Here is a 20,139-nt window from a genome sequence, read left to right as displayed (position 1 = left end):
AATTTATTTTGAGCTTTTTGTCAAGCTCTCCTGATCTTTCTGAATAAATTTCGAGTCAGATATGCATAAATTCTATATAATTTTTATCCTACCACTACTCATTCGGTAAAATGGATCATATAGATATTATAAAGTCAAAATTATTGTTGTCCGACATAGTAGGAAAAAAAGTTAGGTTAATAAAAAGAGGAGATAGTTTTGTTGGACTCTGCCCATTTCATAACGAAAAAACTCCATCTTTTTCGGTCAGCAATGTTAAGGGCTTATATTACTGTTTCGGTTGCTCAGCTCATGGTGATGCGTTTGAATTTATTTCACAAACTGAGGGCTTAAGTTTTAAGGAAGCGTTGGAAAATTTGGCATCTGTTGCAGGTGTTGAGTTACCCAAAAACCTCAGCTTTGCTAAAGAAAATGACAAACTGTTTTCAGCACTGAATTTAGCTGCAAGTTGGTTCGCGCAGAAAAATCGAGGTGTTATGGCTTATTTAAGGCAGCGCAAGATCTCACTCAAAATCATAGATAAATTTAGAATAGGTTATGCACCAAGTTCTGGCTTGAAGGAATATTTGAACTCCTCTGGTATTAAAGACGAGATTTTGATCGATGTTGGGTTAATAAATAAGAATTCTCGTGATTATTTCTATGATCGGCTGATATTTCCTATACACAACATCACGGGCAAAGTTATTGGTTTTGGCGGACGTGCGCTGAACTCTGAGCAACAGCCGAAGTATCTAAACAGCCCAGAGAGTCAGCTCTTTAAGAAAAGAGAAAATTTATATGGATTAAACTTTGCTTTGAGTGAAATACGCAAAAAACAGCATCTATTTGTTGTTGAAGGATATATGGATGTAATAGCACTACATCAAGCGGGAATTAGCAATACAGTTGCTCCGCTTGGTACCGCAATTTCTGCAGAGCAGATAAAAAATCTATGGAAATTTGCTAAAGAAATTTCCATCTGTATGGATGGCGATAGTGCCGGACGTCATGCTGCTATTCGAATTGCAGAACTTGTTCTACCGATACTGGAGCCTGGATACACATTGAAGTTCGTAACTTTGCCAAACAATAAGGACCCATACGATATATGCAATGAGCTAGAATATAAGACAGAAGACGTACTCTCTGCTTTTAACAACTCAACAGAACTGCACTCTGAATATTTATGGCATCACATAATTGGTAGCAATTTGCAAAATTATGAAAAATTTGCTCCGGAAAAATATTCAATTCTTGAGCACAAGTTCATGAAATATGTCAATGCTATCGGTAACAGCAGTATTAGAAGGTATTATAGAGATTATTTTTACAATAAGGTCAGTGAATTAAGAAGAAACTTTAAAAAGCTGATTTTTAATAGCAAAGCAACAAAAGGTGAGTATCTTTACAATAAATCTCCAGAGCTAATTGAAGCAGAGCAAAATCAGGCCATAATTTTGCGTATAGCCGTAGAATTTCCTGAAATCTTGAACCGTCCTATATTTTTTGAGCAATTTTCTCATTTCGAATTTACTAATGAGATGAAAAAATTACAACAGTGCGTAATTAATATGGTAACTAATGAGAGCAACTTTAATAAAGAAATTCTGCTACAGGAGTCTAGTGTTATAAAGTTTATATTTGAAAAAACTAGCGTACTAAATAGTCAATTAAGTGAGAAGAGATCGGCAGAAACTGTCTGGAATAACATAGTATTACGGAAAGAATTAAATGTATTACAAGAAGAAAAAATTAAAGCAAGGCTGGGCGGTAATTTTGACTTAGAGGAAAGGCTAATAGAACAAATAAAGCAAATAGAGGATAGTATACAAGAAATGCAAATGGAATTTATTCAAAAGTAGATGGCTTAAGATGTTCAAAATTATTAGAAAAACACTGTATTAGTATTTGCTTAAAATAGCTTATTCTAGTATATTTCTGGTTTGTTCAACTACGATAAGTGTTTTCATTTCTTCCTCTTATTATCTTTCTAGCCTTATACCTTGGAAGTGGTATTTATTTTTCTTTTATCGGACTTGGTAATCCTCTTCATCAAATTTCACCGTTAGTTTGCTTATTACCAGCATTATTTTTTGCTGTTCTATTCAATAAAAACAAAATTCAACATAGTATTGATACTCTTATAAAAGGTATGGGTAATAAAACTACTCTTACCGTATGTTTGATTTTTCTATTTGCTGGAGCATTTTCTACTGTTACTGAATCGCTTGGTAGTATAAATGTTATTACTAACTTAACTATTCGATTTCTTCCAGCAAGATTATTACTTCCTGGAATGTTTTTACTTTCTACTTTTATTTCAAGTGCAATCGGCACATCAATCGGAGTTATTGCACTTATAACACCAATAGCTGTTAATTTAGCACAAAATGGAGCTTTTGATTGTGCAGTGGGTGTTGGAGCTGTGATAGGTGGGTCTATGTTTGGCAGCAACCTTTCAATGATATCTGACACTACTATTGCTGCTACTTCTTCACAAGGAGCTTCAGTAAAGGATAAAATAAAACTCACTTTCAAGACAGGATCTGTTACAGGTCTTATAATACTTATTTATCTAGTAATAATTTCAAATAGTACAGAAGTTGTTTCTATCTCAAGTCTGAATTATTTATCCATAGTCAAAATTATCCCTTATATATCTTTAATAATTATGGGTTTATTTGAAATAAACACTCTAGTAACATTAGCTATTAATATGGTTATTGCTGGGATATTAGGAATAGCTTTTTTTGATTATTCTCTTATTGAATATTCTCGTGACATATATAGGGGTTTTTATAAGATGAATGAAGTAATGATATTTATTCTCTTCAGTAGTGGATTAAGCCACTTAATGTACGAATACAGTCAGAAAAAGATAGATATATTCACCGATAAGGTGAATATGACAAAAACTCAAGCTGAATTTATGATTGCGGGAATATCATCTCTGTTTACTATTTTAGTTTCCAGCAATGTTGTTGCTATTTTATTAACTAGTAATATTGCGAAAAGACTTGCACAAAGATATAACATTGCACCACACCGTAGTGCGTATTTATTAGAAATATTTACTTCTATCACAAAAAGTATCTTACCTTATGGTTCTCACGTATTACTAGCAAGCAGCATTGCCTCTCTGTCACCTATCATCGTACTAACAAAAGTATATTATTGTTTTGTTTTTGCAGCAGTTGCAATAAGTGAAATAGTGATTAATGGCAGACGTCATGCGGTTGTAGCTCCTCAATTACCATAAACAACTCTTTAAATTTTCACTCAATTTGTTGATAAATTAACAAATATTATAATCTTTGCTAAAATACTTATATAGTACCAATTCTTTTAAAGACATAGTATTACTAATGTTATAAAAAATGTATCAAAATAGTGGAGAAAAAAATGCCTGATTATTATGAAATATTAGGAGTAAAAAGAGATGCTACTCATGGTGAGATAAAAAAAGCATATCGCAAATTAGCATTGAAGCTTCATCCAGATAAATTGCTTGAGGAAGTGAAAGAGCTAGATAGGCTAGAAGGAAAGAAGAAGGACGGAAGGCTACTATCACAGTCGGAAGAAGATCAACGGGCTCAACTTGAAGAGAAATTGACAAAGTTCAAGGAAATATCAGTAGCACGCAAAGTGTTATCTGACCCAACAAAAAAAAGCCAGTACGATAGAGGAAAGTATGAGTATGGGGATTGTAGTGATGAACTGGAGTTGTTGCGGGAAGAGATGAGTAAACTTAAACAAGAAGAGAAAAGAGAAAAATTTTTTAATGAAATATATATTATGTATTGTTCGAAAAGTCAAAAATTAATCGAAGAGAAAATAGAAAGGCTAAAGAAGAGTTTAAAAGAAATAGGCAAGATGGGCAAAGCTAAAGAGACTGAAGAACCAACTGAATCCGAATATGTAAGAACTATTCTGGGATTGTTGTTACATATCCAGTCAAATAAGTATGAAGAGTGTGATGATATAATAAAGAAAGTTACAATTGATGCTGGTGACATTACATTTCTAGTGCAAATTGCTATTATGTACGATCGTGTGGCATTTTTCAAGCTCTTTGAAGGAAGGATAGAAATATCACGAAATGAAATCTTAAGCTATGCTTATGAATACCAATCTGAAGAGTTTTTGGATTATTTTTTTAATAAGTACTTAGATAAATTAGATATCAACTATAAAGATAAAGAAGGAAATACAGCTTTACATCATACATTAAAATGGTTGGATTTGGGTAAATCGAAATACCAAGGTTTTGTCAAGTCACTTCTTAGTAAAGGTGCAAGGCTTGATGTTAAAAATAGCAAAGATGAAACTCCATTTGATCTCTTGGTCAATTATGCTACATACTTCTCTCGTAAGGAAAAAGTAGTAGAAAAATTAAATAATCTTTCGGTGGTGCTTAGTGGTTGTAAAACCGATGAGCTAAAGAAGCTAGAAGGTACTTCTGCGTTGAATGAACTAGTAGATACTATTGTTAGATATAAGCATAAAAAAGCTCTAGATCTTCTAGTTGAAAATAACATAAAGATTTCAAGTACTATTTTAGAAGGTATTGTTAAACACAATTGGAAAAAAGAGATTTTTGATTGCTTTTTACATAGAAAGAAATATAATTTTCAGGATGAAAATGGGAATACACCTCTACATCATGCTTTAAGAAACTTACAGCCCTATACGTCAATGCTTCGCAAAGTTGAATCACTTGTGAGTGCAGGTGCGAGATTTGATGTTAACAATGACCAAGGTGAAACTCCGTTTGATCTCTTGGTTGAATATGTTGAGAAGGGGTTTTATGGTCAAGCGTCAAGGTTAAGTTATGCTTGGAAGTTGTTTAACAAATGTGAAAATAAAGATGTACTAAGAGAGCTAAAATATAAAGAGTTATCTAAGTGAAGAAGGTTGCCCCTCCTCACTCGACTTCAAAACCGTACGTGAAACTTTCGCTTCATACGGCTTCTCTCTAGCTTGGTGCTTTTCATGCATACTTCTGTGTAAATTATCGTGACAATGTCCATGTAGCATAGATAAGTTTGTGATTGTATTATTTTGCTTATTTTGGTCCTTATGATGTATTTCTAAGATATCACCATTCTTAAACCAAAGTTGACAACAATCACACTTACCTTGTTGCATCTTCAGAAGTTTTATTGTTTGTGGTGATTTATCAAGTATTTTACTCATACGCTTTCCCCAATAAGTCCAGTCTCCATCATATGGAGATTTGGCTCCAATCACTTTGACATGTCGTTTAATGTCATGATCTCCGTGTTTAATAAGACGCATTCCGTTACTTGTCATATATCGCCATTTATCGTTACCATACTTCTTGAAGTATTTTCTTTTGATCCAACATCTTCCTTTGTTTTGGTGTTTAAACATTGCCCATTTCCAAAGTTTTCTAAACATTGTATTATCCATTGCACCAAAGGCTTTAGATGATACCACCGAAGCGTAGTATTGACACCATCCTCGAATAATTGGATTAAGGTGACTTATTACTGCTTCTTGTGATTCACCACGCATTTTCTTTAGCTTACTTTTAATGACTAATGAGTGTTGTTCTATAGAGTTACGACTTGGTTTGATGATAGACTTGTATGACATCTTATTGTGTTTTGTTGGATATTGCCGTATTGTAAAACCAAGAAAATTGAAACCTGGTTTTATTCCTTTCAGGAATTTTTGAGTATGAGAAATTCTTGTTTTTGAAGGGTTCAACTCTAATCCAATAGTTTTTAACCATTCTTCAATCAGAGTTTTTGCTTTCAAAACAATTTCCTCACTTTCATGAAGTACTACAAAATCGTCTGCATAAGTGATTACGCTGAGTGATCTTTTCGCATTTTCCCTACATGTTCTGCCAGGTTTCGTTTTCCTGTAGCTAATTAGCTCCTCTGCCATTATTTCTTTCAGATAATTTTCTAACCCATGTAGAGCAATACATGCCAGTAATGGAGAAATTGTCCCTCCTTGGATTGTACCGCTTCTAGATGGTTGAAATATCCTATTTTCCATCACACCTGCTTTCAACCATCCTTTTACTATCTTCCTTAAAGTTGGTGTGGTATTGAGTTTTTCTAACAGTATATGATGATTTATATTATCAAAACACCCAGAAATATCAGCATCTAAAACAAATACTGTTTTCTTGATGAGTGCTTGAAATATAGCTTCAATGGCATCATGACATGATCTACCAGGTCTAAAACCATAAATGTTGGGCTCAAACTTTGCTTCCCATTCTGGTTCTAGCATCATCTTAACAAGTGTTTGTTTTGCTCGATCTGTTATTGTTGGTATCCCTAATGGACGTTTTTCACTTTTTCCAAGCTTTGGAATCCAAATGCGCCTTGATGGCTTTGCTCTCTCCTTTATATCTAAGGATTTTGCCAATTGCAATCTTTCTTTTTGATTAAGGTTAGCTTTTCCATCAATACCTGCAGTTCTTTTTCCTCTATTGTCCTGAGTTACCTTTCTCACAGCGATCATCCTAGCACTTGTCGATTTTTGTAATAATCTCTGAAGCTCATGCATCTTTTTGATATCATTACATTTAGAAGCTCGGTAAATTCGTTTTTGTAGCTTAAATGAAGACTTTTCTAGCTTGCGCCAAGGAACTTCATTCCATTCATACCTAACTTTTTGTTGGCTCATAACATATTCACTACTATTCATAACTTTACCTTCCAAGTTACAGTGTCCACGTCTGCGTATCCTAAGCATTACTTTAGGCATTAGCTTTTTAGACAATCCTTCCAACATAGAAGCTTGCAGTTGGCTACTTGCTTATTACAAAGTATAATAAGAGCTTCTATGTGGTTACTCCGTTCCATGAAACCGTTTCGCGTCAGATTTAGGTTCTTATTTTTTTTTTGCCGGGAGATCGGAAACATCTTGATTAAACGAACCAATTCTAATCATCCTTATTCTCCATACCTTTTGGTCTATGTGTACCAACCTTATTTCACATATTCACAGTAACGACAATTCAAACATAAGTTTCTTTCGTAACCTTACCTGACTCTTCTTGGGAGAATTTATTATAAGGTTTAACATTACTCCCTTTTAGCCCATGCTCGCACCTTAGGTGTTTGCCAGTTTCCTAAAATGTGGGCTATAATTTCAGCCAGATGTTATGGCGGATGGAATTTAACCATCACAATTTCATGACTTCCGGGTCACACTGGCTCATTTGGATCAGCACGATTTATAAATTCATAATCTTCAATGATCTCAAATTCATCGTCATATTCTTTCATCTCGTATTTGCCATCATCTACTGAAATAGAGTCTGGCTGTTCAGTATTACCTGGCTCTGAGCCTGTAGCAGCACCTGTAGTGCTAAACCAATTGCGTAAAAAACTAAAATCCATAAGTACCCCAATCTATCAAAAATAAAACAATAATCTACCAACTATAATACAAATTAATATTATTGTCAACAATTTATATTAATAATTTAATCTTTTTATGCTTTTACTTTGAGTAAATTTTACTTCCATAGAATAAGTATAGAGTTATAATACACTAACAAGCAAACCTCTGTACTAAATTTTGGTTAATATACACGTTGAGCGTATTAAGAAAGTTGCTTTTAAAGTATTGCATTTTACCTTTATTTTCGCTATAAGGTTGCTTTAAGTTGGATTTTCAACACCTTTATACTATTTATGTTATGATTTTAAAATTTTTTGGGGGCACTTCATGAAAAAATCTATTTATACTAGAACTGCTCTAGCTTCTCTATTGACTTTATGTTCTTTCAGTGGCTTTGCTGCTGACTTTTCTGACGAGAGTATGAAGGAAGTAAAAAAGCAAGAGAGTAACGAGTCAATCAAAACTTCTGGAAAGATGGAAGTGATGAAGACGTCAAATAAGAAACTAAAAGAAAAAATGGACAGGATATGTAATGCTGATCCAAGAAAAAAAGCCGAGGAGCTTAAGAAAAAAGAAGAACTAAGATTAGCAGCTGAGCAGAAGAAAAAAGAGGAGTTAAAATTAGCAGCTGAACAAAAGAAGAAAAAAGAAGAGTTAAAATTAGTAGCAAAACAAAAGAAAAAAGATGAAATTAGGCTAGCAAAAGAGAAAAAAGCAAAGCTTATAGAGGATTCAAAGGCGAAAGCTCTAAGCACTAAAAATTCTAATGTAGAAAAGTCAAAAATTAAGGGTTCTAAAACTAAGAATGCTAAAATTGAAGCTAAAGATATAAAAAAGGATGTAAAAGTTGTTAACAGCAATACAGAGGAAAAAGGTAAGGCAAGTCCTGTTGTTTCAGTTGGTGGGGTTGATATTATCAATACCAATCAAGGGGATGGTTTAAGAATAACTTTCGGTGGCGTTGTTGATTCTCAAGGTTATGGTAACCATGGGCTAAGTGGCTATAACCATTATAATGTTATGCCAGGTAAATCTACAGATTATTTTAACAATACTCCAGATAGTATAAAAGGAGCAAATCCAATATTTCCTAAAGGGATAGGGAATATTGGTGATTACAGTGAAAACATGGGCATGATTTCAGATGCAATATTGCACTTAAGAGCTGAAAATAAAAATGAGGATATTGGTCTTCGTTATGGTGCCGATGTACAATTCCATGTTCCAGTTACTGAAGGTAAAGGAGCTTCACAAGGCGTGAATGCTGCAAGAGGTAGAAGTGCACATGTGTTTTTGAATTCAAAATATGGTGATCTGAAACTTGGTTATCAGTTTGGTCCTGAGTCTCTGATGAGACTTGATGCAACAAGAATTGCAACTGTTGATGGAGCTGCAGATAGTGACTGGTTCAGAAAAGTAAACTTAGAAGGAAGTGCTGCAAACTTCCCATTTTACGTAACACCACGTCTTTACACTGAAAGCTTCTCGAGCGAGAGCGAAAAACTCTCCTTCCGTATGGCAGGAAAATACAACAAAGAGGTTATGACCACATTGCCGTTTAGAGCTGCTTACTACTCACCAAATTATATGGGTGCAAGATTTGGTATTAGCTACTCACCTCGCTACGATAGTGGTTTATCCGTTGTAAAAGAAATAGCTCCAGATTTCCTCAAAGATTCAAGTAATAAGGTAACAGGGGTAAAGAATGAGGAAACGTTAAGACATGTTGGACCAGATTACCAGCATATAATAAGCGCTGGTGCATCATATGAATATGACTTTAGTAAACATAATGTAAAAGTTAAAACTTCCGTAGTTGGTGAATATGGGTTTTCAAAGCAACCGAGTAAAGATAAGCACCTTTATAATGAGTTCATAGAATACAATAATCTGGCAGGCATTAATTTGGGTGCAAGCGCTGATTATAAGATTGATGAAGATCAAAGTGTAAAATTCGCTGCTTCTTTTGCATATTTAGGCAAATCTGGTCAACCTAAGAGTATCAAGGAACTCGACCTTGCTTCAAAAGAATATAAAGAGACTACTGATATTGCTAGAAAAAATGGCTTAAAGCAATTTAATGATAACAATACCATGTATTGGACTGCAGGTGCTGGTTATCAATATGATAACATCTACACAAGCGTGACATACTTTGGTAGCAGAATGAGTGATAAAGATATGCTTCATGATGTTGCACTTGGTGTTCAGTATGATCTATCTTCTTGCAATAAGAGCAAATTTGTTCCTTATGCAGCCTTACATTATTTTATGACTGATGAAAAAGGTGCGCTGAAAGATAAAAATAATGCTGATGTACCTTCCAACAAAGGAATTCTTCTCCTCACTGGTGTGAAGTTTTCTTTCTAATTTGTTCTAGTAATACACACCACAACTTGAATGTGGTGTGTATCTTATCTGTTAGCATTTACTCATCGATCAAATAAACATAAGCCAGTGCGTAATAAACTCTACGAGTATTTATTTTATTCACACAATAAGTAATGTCATCCCAGTCACAGCTGTACGAAAATTGTGGCAATTTGCATAGTAAATGGTGTCATCCCAGTGCTTGACACTGGGATCCATTTTTCCATCATCATCAGAAACGTTGTATTTTAACATTACTTTTATACTCGTAAATTTAACTGGATGCCAATAGTCTGGGCGCTGGCATGACACCCTATGGCTACTCAGATAATGGATATAATCCCTTACCTATCGAACGTTTTCAAATTCAATCAATTAAGCAGTATGCAAACCAAACTAAAAAACCATTTAACTGGAGAATTACTTACCATCGCTACTTGCTGGAAATTAACACTTGTAAGTGGAGAAGTAATGGGATTTACTGACTATGATGAAGATTTAAATCTCAATAATGTATTCTATAAATCTTCAAGCGGTTTTATAGCCAGCAGTATAATATTAAATAGCGATTTGAGAACTGATAATTTAGAAATTGAAGGAATATTAAATAGTGCTGATATTAAAGAAAAAGATGTTTTATCAGGAAGGTATGACTTTGCAAATATTGAAATATTTCTTGTGAATTATAAAGATTTGAGTCAGGGAATTATGAATTTGCATGCAGGAACTTTTGGTAAAGTAACATTAAATAGTGGGAGGTTTATCGCTGAAATTAGAGGTCTTGCGACAAAGCTTGAGAGAAGCATAACAGAGCTATATTCTCCTGTATGCAGGGCACAATTTTGCGATGATAGATGTAAAGCTGATGCTAAAAAGTTTAGTAGAATGAGCACAATTACTAAAGTGATAGATGAAAGAAGATTTGAAGACACTAATTTAATCGAAAGTGATGGATATTATAAGCACGGAGTGGTAAAATTCTTTAGTTCAGCAACATTTGAAGTTGTAGTTAAAGAATACAAAAATAAAGTAGTTACATTATTTGCTTCTCCTCCATATCAAATTTCTACCGGAGATAAATATTCGATACTTGCAGGTTGTGATAAAGCGTTTTTAACGTGCAAAAACAAGTTTAACAATACTGTGAATTTCCGTGGCGAACCATATATACCAGTTGTTTAGCAGCATAATTTTTAATATTATGAATAAGTATGGAAAGGTGGCTGAGCGGTCTAAAGCACACGCTTGGAAAGCGTGCACATATGAAAATATGTCGGGGGTTCGAATCCCCCCTTTTCCGCACATTATTTCTAGTGTAACATAGGATTTTCCGTTTTGTTCTTAAACCGTAATAACCATAGCACTTCAGCTCCGCAATTTTTCAGAGTCATCTACGTCAATAAAAGAATAGAGTTATCAAGTTGCAGAGCCTTCTTGATTTTTGATGATGAAGAGTAGTTGTTATCATAGAAATACATCCAGTAGCCAGCATACCTTCCTTATTCCTAATGATGTCTTGCAATACGTCTGTGTCATTTCTCCCTAAAATCTAATACTAGTATATACTCAATCTACCATAATCCGTCAATACAATTCTTTATTGAAAATTTTAGAAAAATGTTGTATAATTATTAGTACATTTTGGTAAAACTTATGGCTGATTCAAGTATTAACATTAGTGAAAAAGTTTTAAAAAACCTTACTCGTTTAGCTAAAGTAAAGAATCAATCAGCTCAAGAGCTAGCAGAGCAGTTTATACAAGAAGCAATTGAAAATGAAGAAGATATGGCAATAGCCAAACTTGCTATTCAACGTGACACTCGAAATGCAAAATTCATCAGGCATGAAGACATCAACTGGTGATAAGTATTTAATCTGCTATGAGGAAAATGTAGTTCACAAAGACATTCCAAATCTTCCAAAGACAATATGGTCAAGGGTAAAAGAGCGTCTTACACTTTCTCCTGAGAAGGCAGGAGATCCCTTGCTCGGTGAGTTCAAAGGACATCGTAGAATAAGATCTGGTGATTATCGTTTGGTTTATAGGATAAGTAAATTAGAACGTACAGTAATAATTACTGCAATAGAGCATAGAGAATACATCTATAAAAGTTAGAACCTTCCTATAAGCATTGTATATTTCATTATACAGCCCTCCTTCCTCTTCACCTTAGGTGGCTTTGCTCAGCTCAAAAATAACTCATTTTTTGACTATACCCCTATAATTTTACTACTCTACAGACTATAAAATCGATGCTAATAACGAATTAGAGATAAACGTTGCAAAGAATCGCAGTGGCTCAACCGGAAAGGTTACAGTAAGTTAATACTGGAAGGATATTAGTATGGAGCCTCAGACTCGTAAATGTCTTTTCTGCGTTTTATTGAAACACTTCATACTTTGCAGCATTTACATGATACGATAATCGCCAGTTCTCAGTCTTCTGTATCCTTTGAGTTTGTAACAAAACGATTCACCAAAATCAATTGGATTAACTGTAAGTCGCTCTTTTACTATCTCTTCAACTCTTAACTTTATTGTTTTTGGAAAAGCTCTTCTTACCAACATTTTTCAGGAATTTAATCTTATCGCGCTTTAGTCCCACCTATAGTGGTAAGATTATCTACTTATTCTTATATGGGAATTTACCAACTATTAAGACATTAAGTGTAATAAAAATATATTCTAATAGTATGGAAAAATAAAATGAATTTTGAAAAATATGTAAAGGATGGCGTTATAAATTTATATGATTTGCGTAGCAACACAAATAACAAAGAAACACATGAGCTTATCAATTTTATAGAAAAAAGAAAAGATATCAAAGAATTTGGTTTTGGAAGTCATTATACTAGTGTTAATAACATGAAACTTAGGTGCAGAGGTGCAGGAATTGGTTTAGCTGCTGGTCTAGTTGCAGCATGTTGTTTATGGCAAGAAACTTTAGCTCTTATTGGCGGTTCTGGTGTAGTGTTGATTGCATTTGCTATAGTTGGTGCGTTACTTGGAGCTGGAGCGGGCTATGTCGTAGGTAAATGTCTTGATAAAATTGAGGTTAGTAAGTGTGCAATAAGCAGATTTTCTTAGAGGTTCGTATTGAATTCTAGCTTTCTTTCAATACTTAAAGATTTACAATCAGAGCAAACTACCTGGCCACGTGGAACTGATTTCAGCTCATCAGTTGAAACTTTACTTGAGCAGAATATGCATTTTATTTTATCACTTGGGGCGAGTGAGTGATCAACAGCAATTCTATCATCAAAAACAAAACACTCGCCTTCCCAATTACCACTTTTGTTGTGAGTTTTTTCAAGGTAGGAAAGAATACCGCCTTTAAGGTGATAAACATCGTTAAATCCAAGGCTTTTCATATATGCTGTAGATTTCTCGCATCTGATTCCACCAGTGCAGTACATAGCCACTTTCAGATCTTTACTCTCAGAGAAAGACTCTGCCCACTGAGGAAAATCTCGAAAACGCTGAGTATGTGGATTGATTGCATTTTTAAACTTGCCTAGTTTTACTTCGTAATCATTTCGTGTGTCTATCACTAAAACATCAGGTTGAGAGATAAAATCATCCCAATAATCTGGATCAATGTACTGACCTCTAACGGAAGTATCGAGATTACTTACACCAAGATTCACAATTTCTCTTTTTAATCTCACTTTCATCTTACTAAATGGTTGATATTCTGCTGCACTCTCTTTCCATGTAAGGTCCCTTAGTCTATAATCAGAACGTAGAAAATCGAATATTTTATCAATCGCGTTTCTTTCACCAAATACGGTTGCATTAATACCCTCTTCTGCAAGGAGTATAGTACCCTTTAATTCGACATTGTCGCATGCAACTTTTATTTCATCTTTCATGTCATAATAATTAGAGAGTTTTACAAAATGATAGAAAGTTGCAATGACAAAACTCATAATTAATTAGTTTATCGATTTAAAACATAATATATAAAATTATGAAGATATTCAATAGGACGGCTGTTAATTACTGGATATCTTTAGTTTTTGCATATAACATTTTAATATCAAATATAGATTCAAGTTAATGTTTCTGAGAGTATTTAAAAATATATTCTTGTTTTTAGTAAGTGTATTATTTGTCTGCCCTATACTATCGTTAATATCGATTCTATTTACAGAATCAGCAAACTCTGGATGGGTAATTAGTAGACTTTTTCCTGAATATATACTCAATACGTTAATTTTGATGGTAGGAGTAGGGTTAATATCCTTTATATTTGGAGTAATTCCAGCTTGGCTTACTACATTTTTTTCGTTTCCCGGAAGTAGAATTTTTGAGATTGCCTTATTCTTTCCGATATCAATTCCTGGATATATAGTATCGTTTGTTTATGTAAACACGTTAGAGTTTTCAGGTCCGATTCAGAGCTTGTTAAGAGATACTTTTCAATTGGGCAAAGGTGACTATTGGTTTCCCGAGATCAAATCCCTAGGTGGTGGAATATTAGTAATGGGATTTAGTCTATATCCATACGTTTATATGTTGGTCCGCTCAAGTCTAAAGAGCGTTAGTAACTCAGTCACTATTGCATCAACACTTGGGTTTTCTTCATTACAGAGTCTGTTTTCTGTCATCATACCCTCTATACGCCCATCAATTATAGCGGGGTTATCCTTGGTACTAATGGAAGTAATTACAGATTTCGGCACACCACAGTTTCTTGCTATCGATACTTTCACGACGGGAATATACCGTACTTGGTTTTTACTGCATGACAAATATTCAACTACTGTTTTGGCAGTTGCAGAACTGATTTTCGTTGCAACACTAATAGTTATCGAGAAAAAACTACAAAAAAGAGAAATATCTTACTCTTCAATCAATACTAATGCAGATTATCACAATAAACGTAGTATAAACGGTTCTATATCATTGATCTTTTCTTATCTTATGTGTTTATTGCCGATATTAATAGGCTTTATTTTACCAATGATTCCACTTATATATTGGAGCATAGAGAAAGGCTTTTTCATATACGAAGCAAGATTTTACAATATAATAGCAAATAGTGTTGGTTTATCATTTATTACCGCATTAATCTCAATTAGCATTGCGATAATTATTGGATATACAGCACGTAAAAATAAGGTAATAAGCAATATAGCACGTCTCATTTCTCTTGGATATGCAATTCCAAATGCAATTATTGCAATTAGCATAATAATGTTTTTAAGCAGAATATCTTCTTTCATTACTCAATATATTGTAGAAATTAGCTTGGTAGGAACTATTGGCGCATTAGTTTACTCATATTTATTTCGTTTTTTTGCTATATCTTTCAAGGCGATAGAGTCGGGACTCAAAAAAACACCAAATGAAATTGAATGGACTGCATATACTATGGGTCATGGGCCTATTTCCACGTGCCTGAATATTCATATTCCCCTTATCAAGAAAAGTATACTATCGGGATTTCTGCTCGTGTTTATGGATACGGTAAAAGAACTCACGGCAACACTAATTATCAGACCATTTAATTTTGAAACTATATCAACTAGAGTATATGAACTTGTCAGCGATGAGCGTTACAGAGAAGCTGCCCCATTTTCGTTAATGATAGTTATTATAGGTTTAACCTCTACAATAATCTTATTCACACTTGATGATAAGAATCAAAAATAAACTATTTTGCATCTGTTCAGCAGAGTAACAAAATAAGATAGACGAAAAAAGACAACTATAGAAGCAAATGGTCAGTGCTTTCGTGTTTATCAACTTAGTTGGATCTCAGTATCAGCTACTCGGATGACATTATGGAAGCTCAAATGACAAAACAAGAAGCACTGGTTTCAGATGCACTTAAACAAATACACTATCTTGATGATCAATGAGGTCTAGTGTTAACGTATGGACTATCTAAGGAAAAGGGTGGTACCATAACATCAAAGGTTTTTATGCTCTCTTCGTTCAGAAATTCATATTTACCCTGCATTATTCCTGATGGTGTATTTAAGTATGTTCCACTTGTATATTTGAATACCTCTCCAGATTTTATTACAGGTTGTTCTCCAATAACACCAACTCCGGCAATTTCATTTATTTTCCCCTTATGATCTATTATTTGCCAATAGCGACTTAATAATTGAATGGTTGATGAGCTTTTGTTTTTTATCTTAACATTATACATCCATACGTAACAATTTTCATAAGGAATGGATTGCTCTTCAATGTAAATTGGCAAAACTGTAACTTCAACAGAATTAGTAATAAGTGTGTATTTCATGGTCATCGTAAAGTGTTCATGATAAAAGTTTAACACACTTCAATTATACACTTTTTTCATAGATTTTCCAAGCATATTATCGTACTCTAACTAGGAAATATTAATCTACATGATGAACAAAACAGATCCACTGGATAAAAAAGTGATAGGAATAATAGGAAGTGGGCAATTAGGTAAAATGACTGCTATCGCTGCAATAAAACTTGGGCACAAAACGCATATTTTTGCCAGTGCTAAAAACGATCCAGCTTGTTCTGTTGCTGATGATTTAACAATAGCAGACTTCTGTGATAAGAGGGCACTTGAATCTTTTGCACAGAGTGTGGATTTAGTCACTATTGAGTCTGAAAATATTCCATGTAGTGCAATTGATATTGTGTCGCAGCATACAGATTTTTATCCAGGTAAAAAGGCGTTACACATTTCGCAAAATAGGCTGAGAGAGAAAGATTTTATTAGAGATTTAAGCATAAAAACTGCTGATTACAAAAGTATACAAAATTATAATCAGCTACTAGAAAGTAGTGAAACTTTTAGCTATCCAGTGAGGCTAAAAACAACAGAAATGGGTTATGATGGAAAAGGACAATATATGATTGAAAATGATTCTGAACTGAAGCAATTTGCTTCCTTCGATTGGAATAAAGAGTACATTCTTGAAGCAAGTGTTGATTTACTGAAAGAGGTTTCAATAGTCGTTGCAAGAGATAAAAACGGTAAAGTAGCTTTTTTTCCTATAGCAGAGAATCACCACGTTGACGGAATACTTAATACTTCAATAGCACCAGCTAAAATAGATAATAAATTAGCCCAAGAGGTACAAAAAACTGCAGAGAAAATAGCAACTGCACTTGATGTAGTAGGAATTCTAGCTATTGAATTTTTCATCACTCAAAATCATGAATTACTAGTTAATGAACTGGCCCCAAGACCCCACAATTCTTGCCACTGGAGCTTGGATGCATGCAACGTTAGTCAATTCGAGCAGCTAGTTAGGATAATATGCGGGCTATCTATGCAGGAAGTAGTATTACGCTTTCCTTGCATGACAAAAAATATAATAGGTAATGATATATATAATTCTCACAAATATTTGAGCAACGAAAAAGCTAGTTTAACCATATATGGGAAAAAAGAGGTTAGGGACAAGCGTAAAATGGGACATGTCAATATAGATTTAAGCTATTGAGCTATAAATGCTCTTTGATCAAGATCTCCAAGATCTGCACTATATTTAGTGCTGCACCTTTGCGTAGATTATCAGCTACTATCCACATATTTAATCCGTGTTTAACGGTATCGTCTTGTCTAATACGCGATATGTATACGGCATTCTCTTGCACAACATCAATCTGAGTCATATATCCACCATCTTCGCGCTTATCTTGCACTAAAACTCCATCGTCTTCACTGAGCATTTCACGAGCTTCTTCTTCAGTTATATGCTGATCAAATTCTACATTTACTGCTATAGCATGACCAACAAGAACAGGTACTCGGACACAAGTTGCAGTTACTTTTATATCCTCTTCTAAAATTTTTTTTGCCTCCTCTTGCATTTTCCACTCCTCTTTTGTAGAACCATCTTCCATGAACTCTCCTATATGAGGAATGCAATTAAATGCTATTTGCTTAGGAAATATTTCAGGTTTTTTAGCTTCATTCATAAAGATTTTTTTTGTCTGATTGTAAAGCTCATCCATTGCTGCTTTACCTACACCAGAAGTTGATTGATAAGTTGAAGCAACGATTCTCTTTATTTTTGCTTTTTGGTGTAATAAATGTAATGCCAGCAACATTTGTATTGTAGTACAATTTGGATTAGATATTATGTTATGGTTTTTATACTCCGTAATTTTATCTTTGTTGATCTCTGGAATAACTAGTGGCACGCCTTCTTTCATCCTAAAATGAGAGGTATTATCTACGACAATACATCCAGCTTCAGTTGCAATCGGTACGTATCTCTCGGAAACATGAGACCCAGCACAGAAAATTGCTATATTAATTCCAGCAAAATCGTAGTTCTCAAGGTCTAAGACAGTTAATTCTTCATCGCCGAAACTTACCTTTTTTCCCTCTGATTTTTTTGATGCAAAAGCAACAACAGAATCTATTGAAATTTTTCCTTCGTCTTGAAACTCGGCAAGCGCGCTTAATACCTCACGCCCTACTCTTCCTGTTGCTCCAATAACTGCAATCTTACATCCCATATAAATAAACCTCTGATTTTAAAGCTATATTATATTTTTACTGATAAAATTTACAATTACTTTAATATTTTTACCTTGCAATTAACCATAATTTAGTTATAATTATAAGACACTAGTAATATTGCATGGTAGAATGAAATGAGTAAAAAACATGATGACACTAAGGTCAAACCTGCAGTATCTGAATTTCAAAAGCCTGAAAAAGTCAATAGATTAGAGATTCAAAATGTTCTTTCGAAAAAAAGCAAGCCAGCGATAAATTTTGATGATAAAAAGTATGGTGTGAAAATTTCTAAGATAGACCAGCATCTTTCAAACAAGAAGCAAGAATCTTTTGGATTAAGAGATTTTTTAAGTTCAATACCAATAATAGGAAGATTTTTAGTGAAAATTTTCACGCCTGAAAAAGAAGAGTATAAAAAACTGCAATCGCAAATAGGTCTTTCTAATAAAGCAAAAAATGAGATCTACATAGATAATAAACGCACAGAAGAAGTAGGTAGCAAACTTGAGAATGGTAATATTGAACAAGTAGATAAAGAGAAAAAAAATCTTGGCCCATAAATATTAACCATTTAAAGTGTATCTCTCACTACTGAATTTGTTGCACAGAAGTTTTGCAGTACCAAAATAAATAAATGGGTATGCCACTTGCAGTGAACAGGCTCGAAATCAGCAGAGTACCTACAGGGGTTTCTAATATCACCCAACAACAAAAGGTTGTTGCTATGCTACCAATTAAAAGCTTATAACAACTCCTCTCCTGTATAATAACCTTTAGAAAGGCAAAACAGCACGCAAGATAAACGAACAAAAATGAAATTACAGAAAAGTCAATAATCGACGTAATCTGCTGGGCAAAATTGTTGTTTGAAGTGAGAATTAGTAAAATTGCAGTTCCAATTGAACTAACTGTTATTCCCCAAACAGGAGAGCCATGCTTGTTCCTTTTAGCAAAGAATTTTGGCATTAGTCTATCTTCTGCAAGACCAAAAGCAACTTGTCCACTAGATAAAACCCAAGCGTTTAGACTGCCAACACAAAAAATGAATGCAACTATAGAAACAATTAAATGCCAATTACCAGAAAACATAATTTTTATCGCATCAACATATGGTGCTCTTGAACTTGCTAAATTGTTGCCATTGATCAATCCCATAATTGCAAAATTGTTGATAAAATATATAACAGCAACACAAACTGTGCCAAGCACCACAGCTTTTGGTATAGTTTTAGCTGGATTATCAACTGACCCTGCAGGTGCTGTTGCCAATTCAAGTCCAATAAAACACCATAAAGTAAGGAGTGTAGAGCGGGCAAGAATTTGCGATGTTGTAAGACTTAATATTTCTTCACTTATGATAAAATTATTTCTATCGAAAAAAAACAACGCTGCTACAGGTATTGCAAGCAATACAGCAACCTTCACAACCGTGAGCAGAAACTCAACGTGCCCTGCAGTAGCTATTCCCCTTAAATTTATTAATGTAATGATTGTAAATAACAACAGCTCTAACAATAAACGCATACTTTTGATATCTTCATGGAAAAATGGTGTAAGATAGCCAACACCCACAACTATTAAAGCTGTTGTACTAACCCATGAGATTACCCAATATGTCCAACCAACAAAGAACGCTGCGGTAGAACCAAAAGTATGTTTCACATAAACGTGAGGACCTCCTGTTTCTGGAAACTTTGCACATAGCGTAGCAAAAACTAGCGCAAGAGACACAGCACCAGCTCCTGATATCATCCAACTTATAAGGCTATAAGCGCCATATGGAGCAAGGCTAATTGGAAGCATAAAAACCCCAGAGCCGATCTGACTACTAATGACTAAAGCAAAAACAGCCCAAAAACCTATTTTATTTGACACAATACCTCTTAATTCTATTAATGTAAGCCAGTAGTATAGCTTA

18 protein-coding genes and 1 tRNA gene are annotated in these 20,139 nt (G+C 34.1%); 12 read left to right on the top strand and 7 right to left on the bottom strand.

The features are described 5' to 3' along the window. Window positions 1-110 precede the first annotated feature (110 nt). The 3 genes from dnaG (at window position 111) to ABWU28_RS06420 (ending at window position 4,890) form a co-directional block, all read left to right on the top strand. The gene (gene dnaG / locus ABWU28_RS06430; protein WP_353275167.1) at window positions 111-1,844 is read left to right on the top strand and encodes a DNA primase; all 1,734 of its coding nucleotides are present in this window, start codon (window positions 111-113) and stop codon (window positions 1,842-1,844) included. 98 nt (window positions 1,845-1,942) lie between these two features. Further along, window positions 1,943-3,241 (top strand): Na+/H+ antiporter NhaC family protein, encoded by a 1,299-nt coding sequence (locus tag ABWU28_RS06425; RefSeq protein WP_007302679.1) that lies wholly within the window; start codon window positions 1,943-1,945, stop codon window positions 3,239-3,241. A gap of 143 nt (window positions 3,242-3,384) precedes the next feature. Beyond that, complete coding sequence (locus ABWU28_RS06420; RefSeq protein ID WP_353275166.1) at window positions 3,385-4,890, top strand: DnaJ domain-containing protein; 1,506 nt, start codon at window positions 3,385-3,387, stop codon at window positions 4,888-4,890. Here ABWU28_RS06420 and ltrA read toward each other — a convergent pair. Both ltrA and ABWU28_RS06410 read right to left on the bottom strand, forming a co-directional pair. After that, window positions 4,879-6,759, bottom strand: a complete 1,881-nt coding sequence (gene ltrA / locus ABWU28_RS06415) for a group II intron reverse transcriptase/maturase (RefSeq protein WP_353275141.1) — start codon at window positions 6,757-6,759, stop codon at window positions 4,879-4,881. The two genes, ABWU28_RS06420 and ltrA, sit on opposite strands and share 12 nt — an antisense overlap. A 416-nt stretch (window positions 6,760-7,175) precedes the next feature. After that, window positions 7,176-7,370 carry a hypothetical protein gene (locus tag ABWU28_RS06410; protein ID WP_353275165.1) on the bottom strand — a complete coding sequence of 65 codons (195 nt, stop codon included), beginning with the start codon at window positions 7,368-7,370 and terminating at the stop codon, window positions 7,176-7,178. 331 nt (window positions 7,371-7,701) lie between these two features. Here ABWU28_RS06410 and ABWU28_RS06405 point away from each other — a divergent pair, with 331 nt between their 5' ends. From ABWU28_RS06405 to ABWU28_RS06385, 5 genes are all read left to right on the top strand, one after another. Beyond that, window positions 7,702-9,744 carry a porin gene (locus ABWU28_RS06405; RefSeq protein ID WP_353275164.1) on the top strand — a complete coding sequence of 681 codons (2,043 nt, stop codon included), beginning with the start codon at window positions 7,702-7,704 and terminating at the stop codon, window positions 9,742-9,744. A gap of 384 nt (window positions 9,745-10,128) precedes the next feature. Further along, window positions 10,129-10,926 carry a DUF2163 domain-containing protein gene (locus ABWU28_RS06400; RefSeq protein WP_213863801.1) on the top strand — a complete coding sequence of 266 codons (798 nt, stop codon included), beginning with the start codon at window positions 10,129-10,131 and terminating at the stop codon, window positions 10,924-10,926. A gap of 31 nt (window positions 10,927-10,957) precedes the next feature. Then, window positions 10,958-11,044: transfer RNA gene (locus tag ABWU28_RS06395), tRNA-Ser, on the top strand. A 353-nt stretch (window positions 11,045-11,397) separates the two neighbouring features. Beyond that, window positions 11,398-11,607, top strand: a complete 210-nt coding sequence (locus ABWU28_RS06390) for a DUF6290 family protein (protein WP_007302130.1) — start codon at window positions 11,398-11,400, stop codon at window positions 11,605-11,607. Further along, window positions 11,570-11,860: a type II toxin-antitoxin system RelE family toxin gene (locus tag ABWU28_RS06385; protein ID WP_353275163.1), complete on the top strand. Its 291-nt coding sequence runs from the start codon at window positions 11,570-11,572 to the stop codon at window positions 11,858-11,860. Before ABWU28_RS06390 ends, ABWU28_RS06385 begins: the two co-directional genes overlap by 38 nt. A gap of 294 nt (window positions 11,861-12,154) precedes the next feature. Here ABWU28_RS06385 and ABWU28_RS06380 read toward each other — a convergent pair whose 3' ends face one another. Next, window positions 12,155-12,313 carry a type II toxin-antitoxin system RelE family toxin gene (locus tag ABWU28_RS06380; protein ID WP_019236727.1) on the bottom strand — a complete coding sequence of 53 codons (159 nt, stop codon included), beginning with the start codon at window positions 12,311-12,313 and terminating at the stop codon, window positions 12,155-12,157. Window positions 12,314-12,451: 138 nt separating this feature from the next. Between ABWU28_RS06380 and ABWU28_RS06375 the strand changes: the two genes are divergently transcribed. Next, a complete protein-coding gene (locus ABWU28_RS06375) occupies window positions 12,452-12,832 on the top strand; it encodes a hypothetical protein (RefSeq protein WP_353275162.1) in 381 nt (126 codons plus the stop codon). On the opposite strand, the gene ABWU28_RS06370 is transcribed toward ABWU28_RS06375, so the two are convergent. After that, complete coding sequence (locus ABWU28_RS06370; RefSeq protein ID WP_353275161.1) at window positions 12,829-13,674, bottom strand: rhodanese-related sulfurtransferase; 846 nt, start codon at window positions 13,672-13,674, stop codon at window positions 12,829-12,831. The genes ABWU28_RS06375 and ABWU28_RS06370 overlap by 4 nt on opposite strands. 130 nt (window positions 13,675-13,804) lie before the next feature. Between ABWU28_RS06370 and ABWU28_RS06365 the strand changes: the two genes are divergently transcribed. Then, window positions 13,805-15,403, top strand: a complete 1,599-nt coding sequence (locus ABWU28_RS06365) for an ABC transporter permease (protein WP_264336374.1) — start codon at window positions 13,805-13,807, stop codon at window positions 15,401-15,403. Window positions 15,404-15,605: 202 nt separating this feature from the next. Here ABWU28_RS06365 and apaG read toward each other — a convergent pair whose 3' ends face one another. Continuing rightward, a complete protein-coding gene (gene apaG, locus ABWU28_RS06360) occupies window positions 15,606-16,010 on the bottom strand; it encodes a Co2+/Mg2+ efflux protein ApaG (protein ID WP_012481895.1) in 405 nt (134 codons plus the stop codon). Between the two features lie 106 nt (window positions 16,011-16,116). Between apaG and ABWU28_RS06355 the strand changes: the two genes are divergently transcribed. Beyond that, entirely contained in the window at window positions 16,117-17,193 is a 1,077-nt protein-coding gene (locus ABWU28_RS06355; protein WP_029237555.1) for a 5-(carboxyamino)imidazole ribonucleotide synthase, read from the top strand. 1 nt (window position 17,194) lies between these two features. On the opposite strand, the gene ABWU28_RS06350 is transcribed toward ABWU28_RS06355, so the two are convergent. After that, window positions 17,195-18,217 carry an aspartate-semialdehyde dehydrogenase gene (locus ABWU28_RS06350; RefSeq protein ID WP_149168683.1) on the bottom strand — a complete coding sequence of 341 codons (1,023 nt, stop codon included), beginning with the start codon at window positions 18,215-18,217 and terminating at the stop codon, window positions 17,195-17,197. 138 nt (window positions 18,218-18,355) lie between these two features. On the opposite strand from ABWU28_RS06350, the gene ABWU28_RS06345 reads away from it, so the two are divergent. Continuing rightward, window positions 18,356-18,781: a hypothetical protein gene (locus ABWU28_RS06345; RefSeq protein ID WP_015587974.1), complete on the top strand. Its 426-nt coding sequence runs from the start codon at window positions 18,356-18,358 to the stop codon at window positions 18,779-18,781. A 28-nt stretch (window positions 18,782-18,809) separates the two neighbouring features. Here the strand turns inward: ABWU28_RS06345 and ABWU28_RS06340 are convergent, their stop codons facing one another. After that, the gene (locus tag ABWU28_RS06340; protein ID WP_353275160.1) at window positions 18,810-20,096 is read right to left on the bottom strand and encodes an APC family permease; all 1,287 of its coding nucleotides are present in this window, start codon (window positions 20,094-20,096) and stop codon (window positions 18,810-18,812) included. Window positions 20,097-20,139 lie beyond the last annotated feature (43 nt).

This window comes from Wolbachia endosymbiont (group B) of Pilophorus perplexus, assembly GCF_964028155.1.
Classification (GTDB): domain Bacteria; phylum Pseudomonadota; class Alphaproteobacteria; order Rickettsiales; family Anaplasmataceae; genus Wolbachia.
The sequence above is the reverse complement of the archived record's forward strand: the minus strand, read 5'-3'. Positions and strand labels throughout refer to the sequence as shown.

Excerpts from the sequence above, each read along its gene's own strand:
- ABWU28_RS06420 (WP_353275166.1), top strand. The coding sequence starts at position 3,385 with ATGCCTGATTATTATGAAATATTAGGAGTAAAAAGAGATGCTACTCAT.
- ABWU28_RS06400 (WP_213863801.1), top strand. The coding sequence starts at position 10,129 with ATGCAAACCAAACTAAAAAACCATTTAACTGGAGAATTACTTACCATC.
- ABWU28_RS06365 (WP_264336374.1), top strand. The coding sequence starts at position 13,805 with ATGTTTCTGAGAGTATTTAAAAATATATTCTTGTTTTTAGTAAGTGTA.
- ABWU28_RS06370 (WP_353275161.1), bottom strand. The coding sequence starts at position 13,674 with ATGAGTTTTGTCATTGCAACTTTCTATCATTTTGTAAAACTCTCTAAT.
- ABWU28_RS06410 (WP_353275165.1), bottom strand. The coding sequence starts at position 7,370 with ATGGATTTTAGTTTTTTACGCAATTGGTTTAGCACTACAGGTGCTGCT.
- ABWU28_RS06375 (WP_353275162.1), top strand. The coding sequence starts at position 12,452 with ATGAATTTTGAAAAATATGTAAAGGATGGCGTTATAAATTTATATGAT.
- ltrA (WP_353275141.1), bottom strand. The coding sequence starts at position 6,759 with ATGTTGGAAGGATTGTCTAAAAAGCTAATGCCTAAAGTAATGCTTAGG.
- dnaG (WP_353275167.1), top strand. The coding sequence starts at position 111 with ATGGATCATATAGATATTATAAAGTCAAAATTATTGTTGTCCGACATA.
- ABWU28_RS06355 (WP_029237555.1), top strand. The coding sequence starts at position 16,117 with ATGAACAAAACAGATCCACTGGATAAAAAAGTGATAGGAATAATAGGA.
- ABWU28_RS06345 (WP_015587974.1), top strand. The coding sequence starts at position 18,356 with ATGAGTAAAAAACATGATGACACTAAGGTCAAACCTGCAGTATCTGAA.
- ABWU28_RS06350 (WP_149168683.1), bottom strand. The coding sequence starts at position 18,217 with ATGGGATGTAAGATTGCAGTTATTGGAGCAACAGGAAGAGTAGGGCGT.
- ABWU28_RS06405 (WP_353275164.1), top strand. The coding sequence starts at position 7,702 with ATGAAAAAATCTATTTATACTAGAACTGCTCTAGCTTCTCTATTGACT.
- ABWU28_RS06390 (WP_007302130.1), top strand. The coding sequence starts at position 11,398 with ATGGCTGATTCAAGTATTAACATTAGTGAAAAAGTTTTAAAAAACCTT.
- ABWU28_RS06380 (WP_019236727.1), bottom strand. The coding sequence starts at position 12,313 with ATGTTGGTAAGAAGAGCTTTTCCAAAAACAATAAAGTTAAGAGTTGAA.
- ABWU28_RS06385 (WP_353275163.1), top strand. The coding sequence starts at position 11,570 with ATGCAAAATTCATCAGGCATGAAGACATCAACTGGTGATAAGTATTTA.
- apaG (WP_012481895.1), bottom strand. The coding sequence starts at position 16,010 with ATGACCATGAAATACACACTTATTACTAATTCTGTTGAAGTTACAGTT.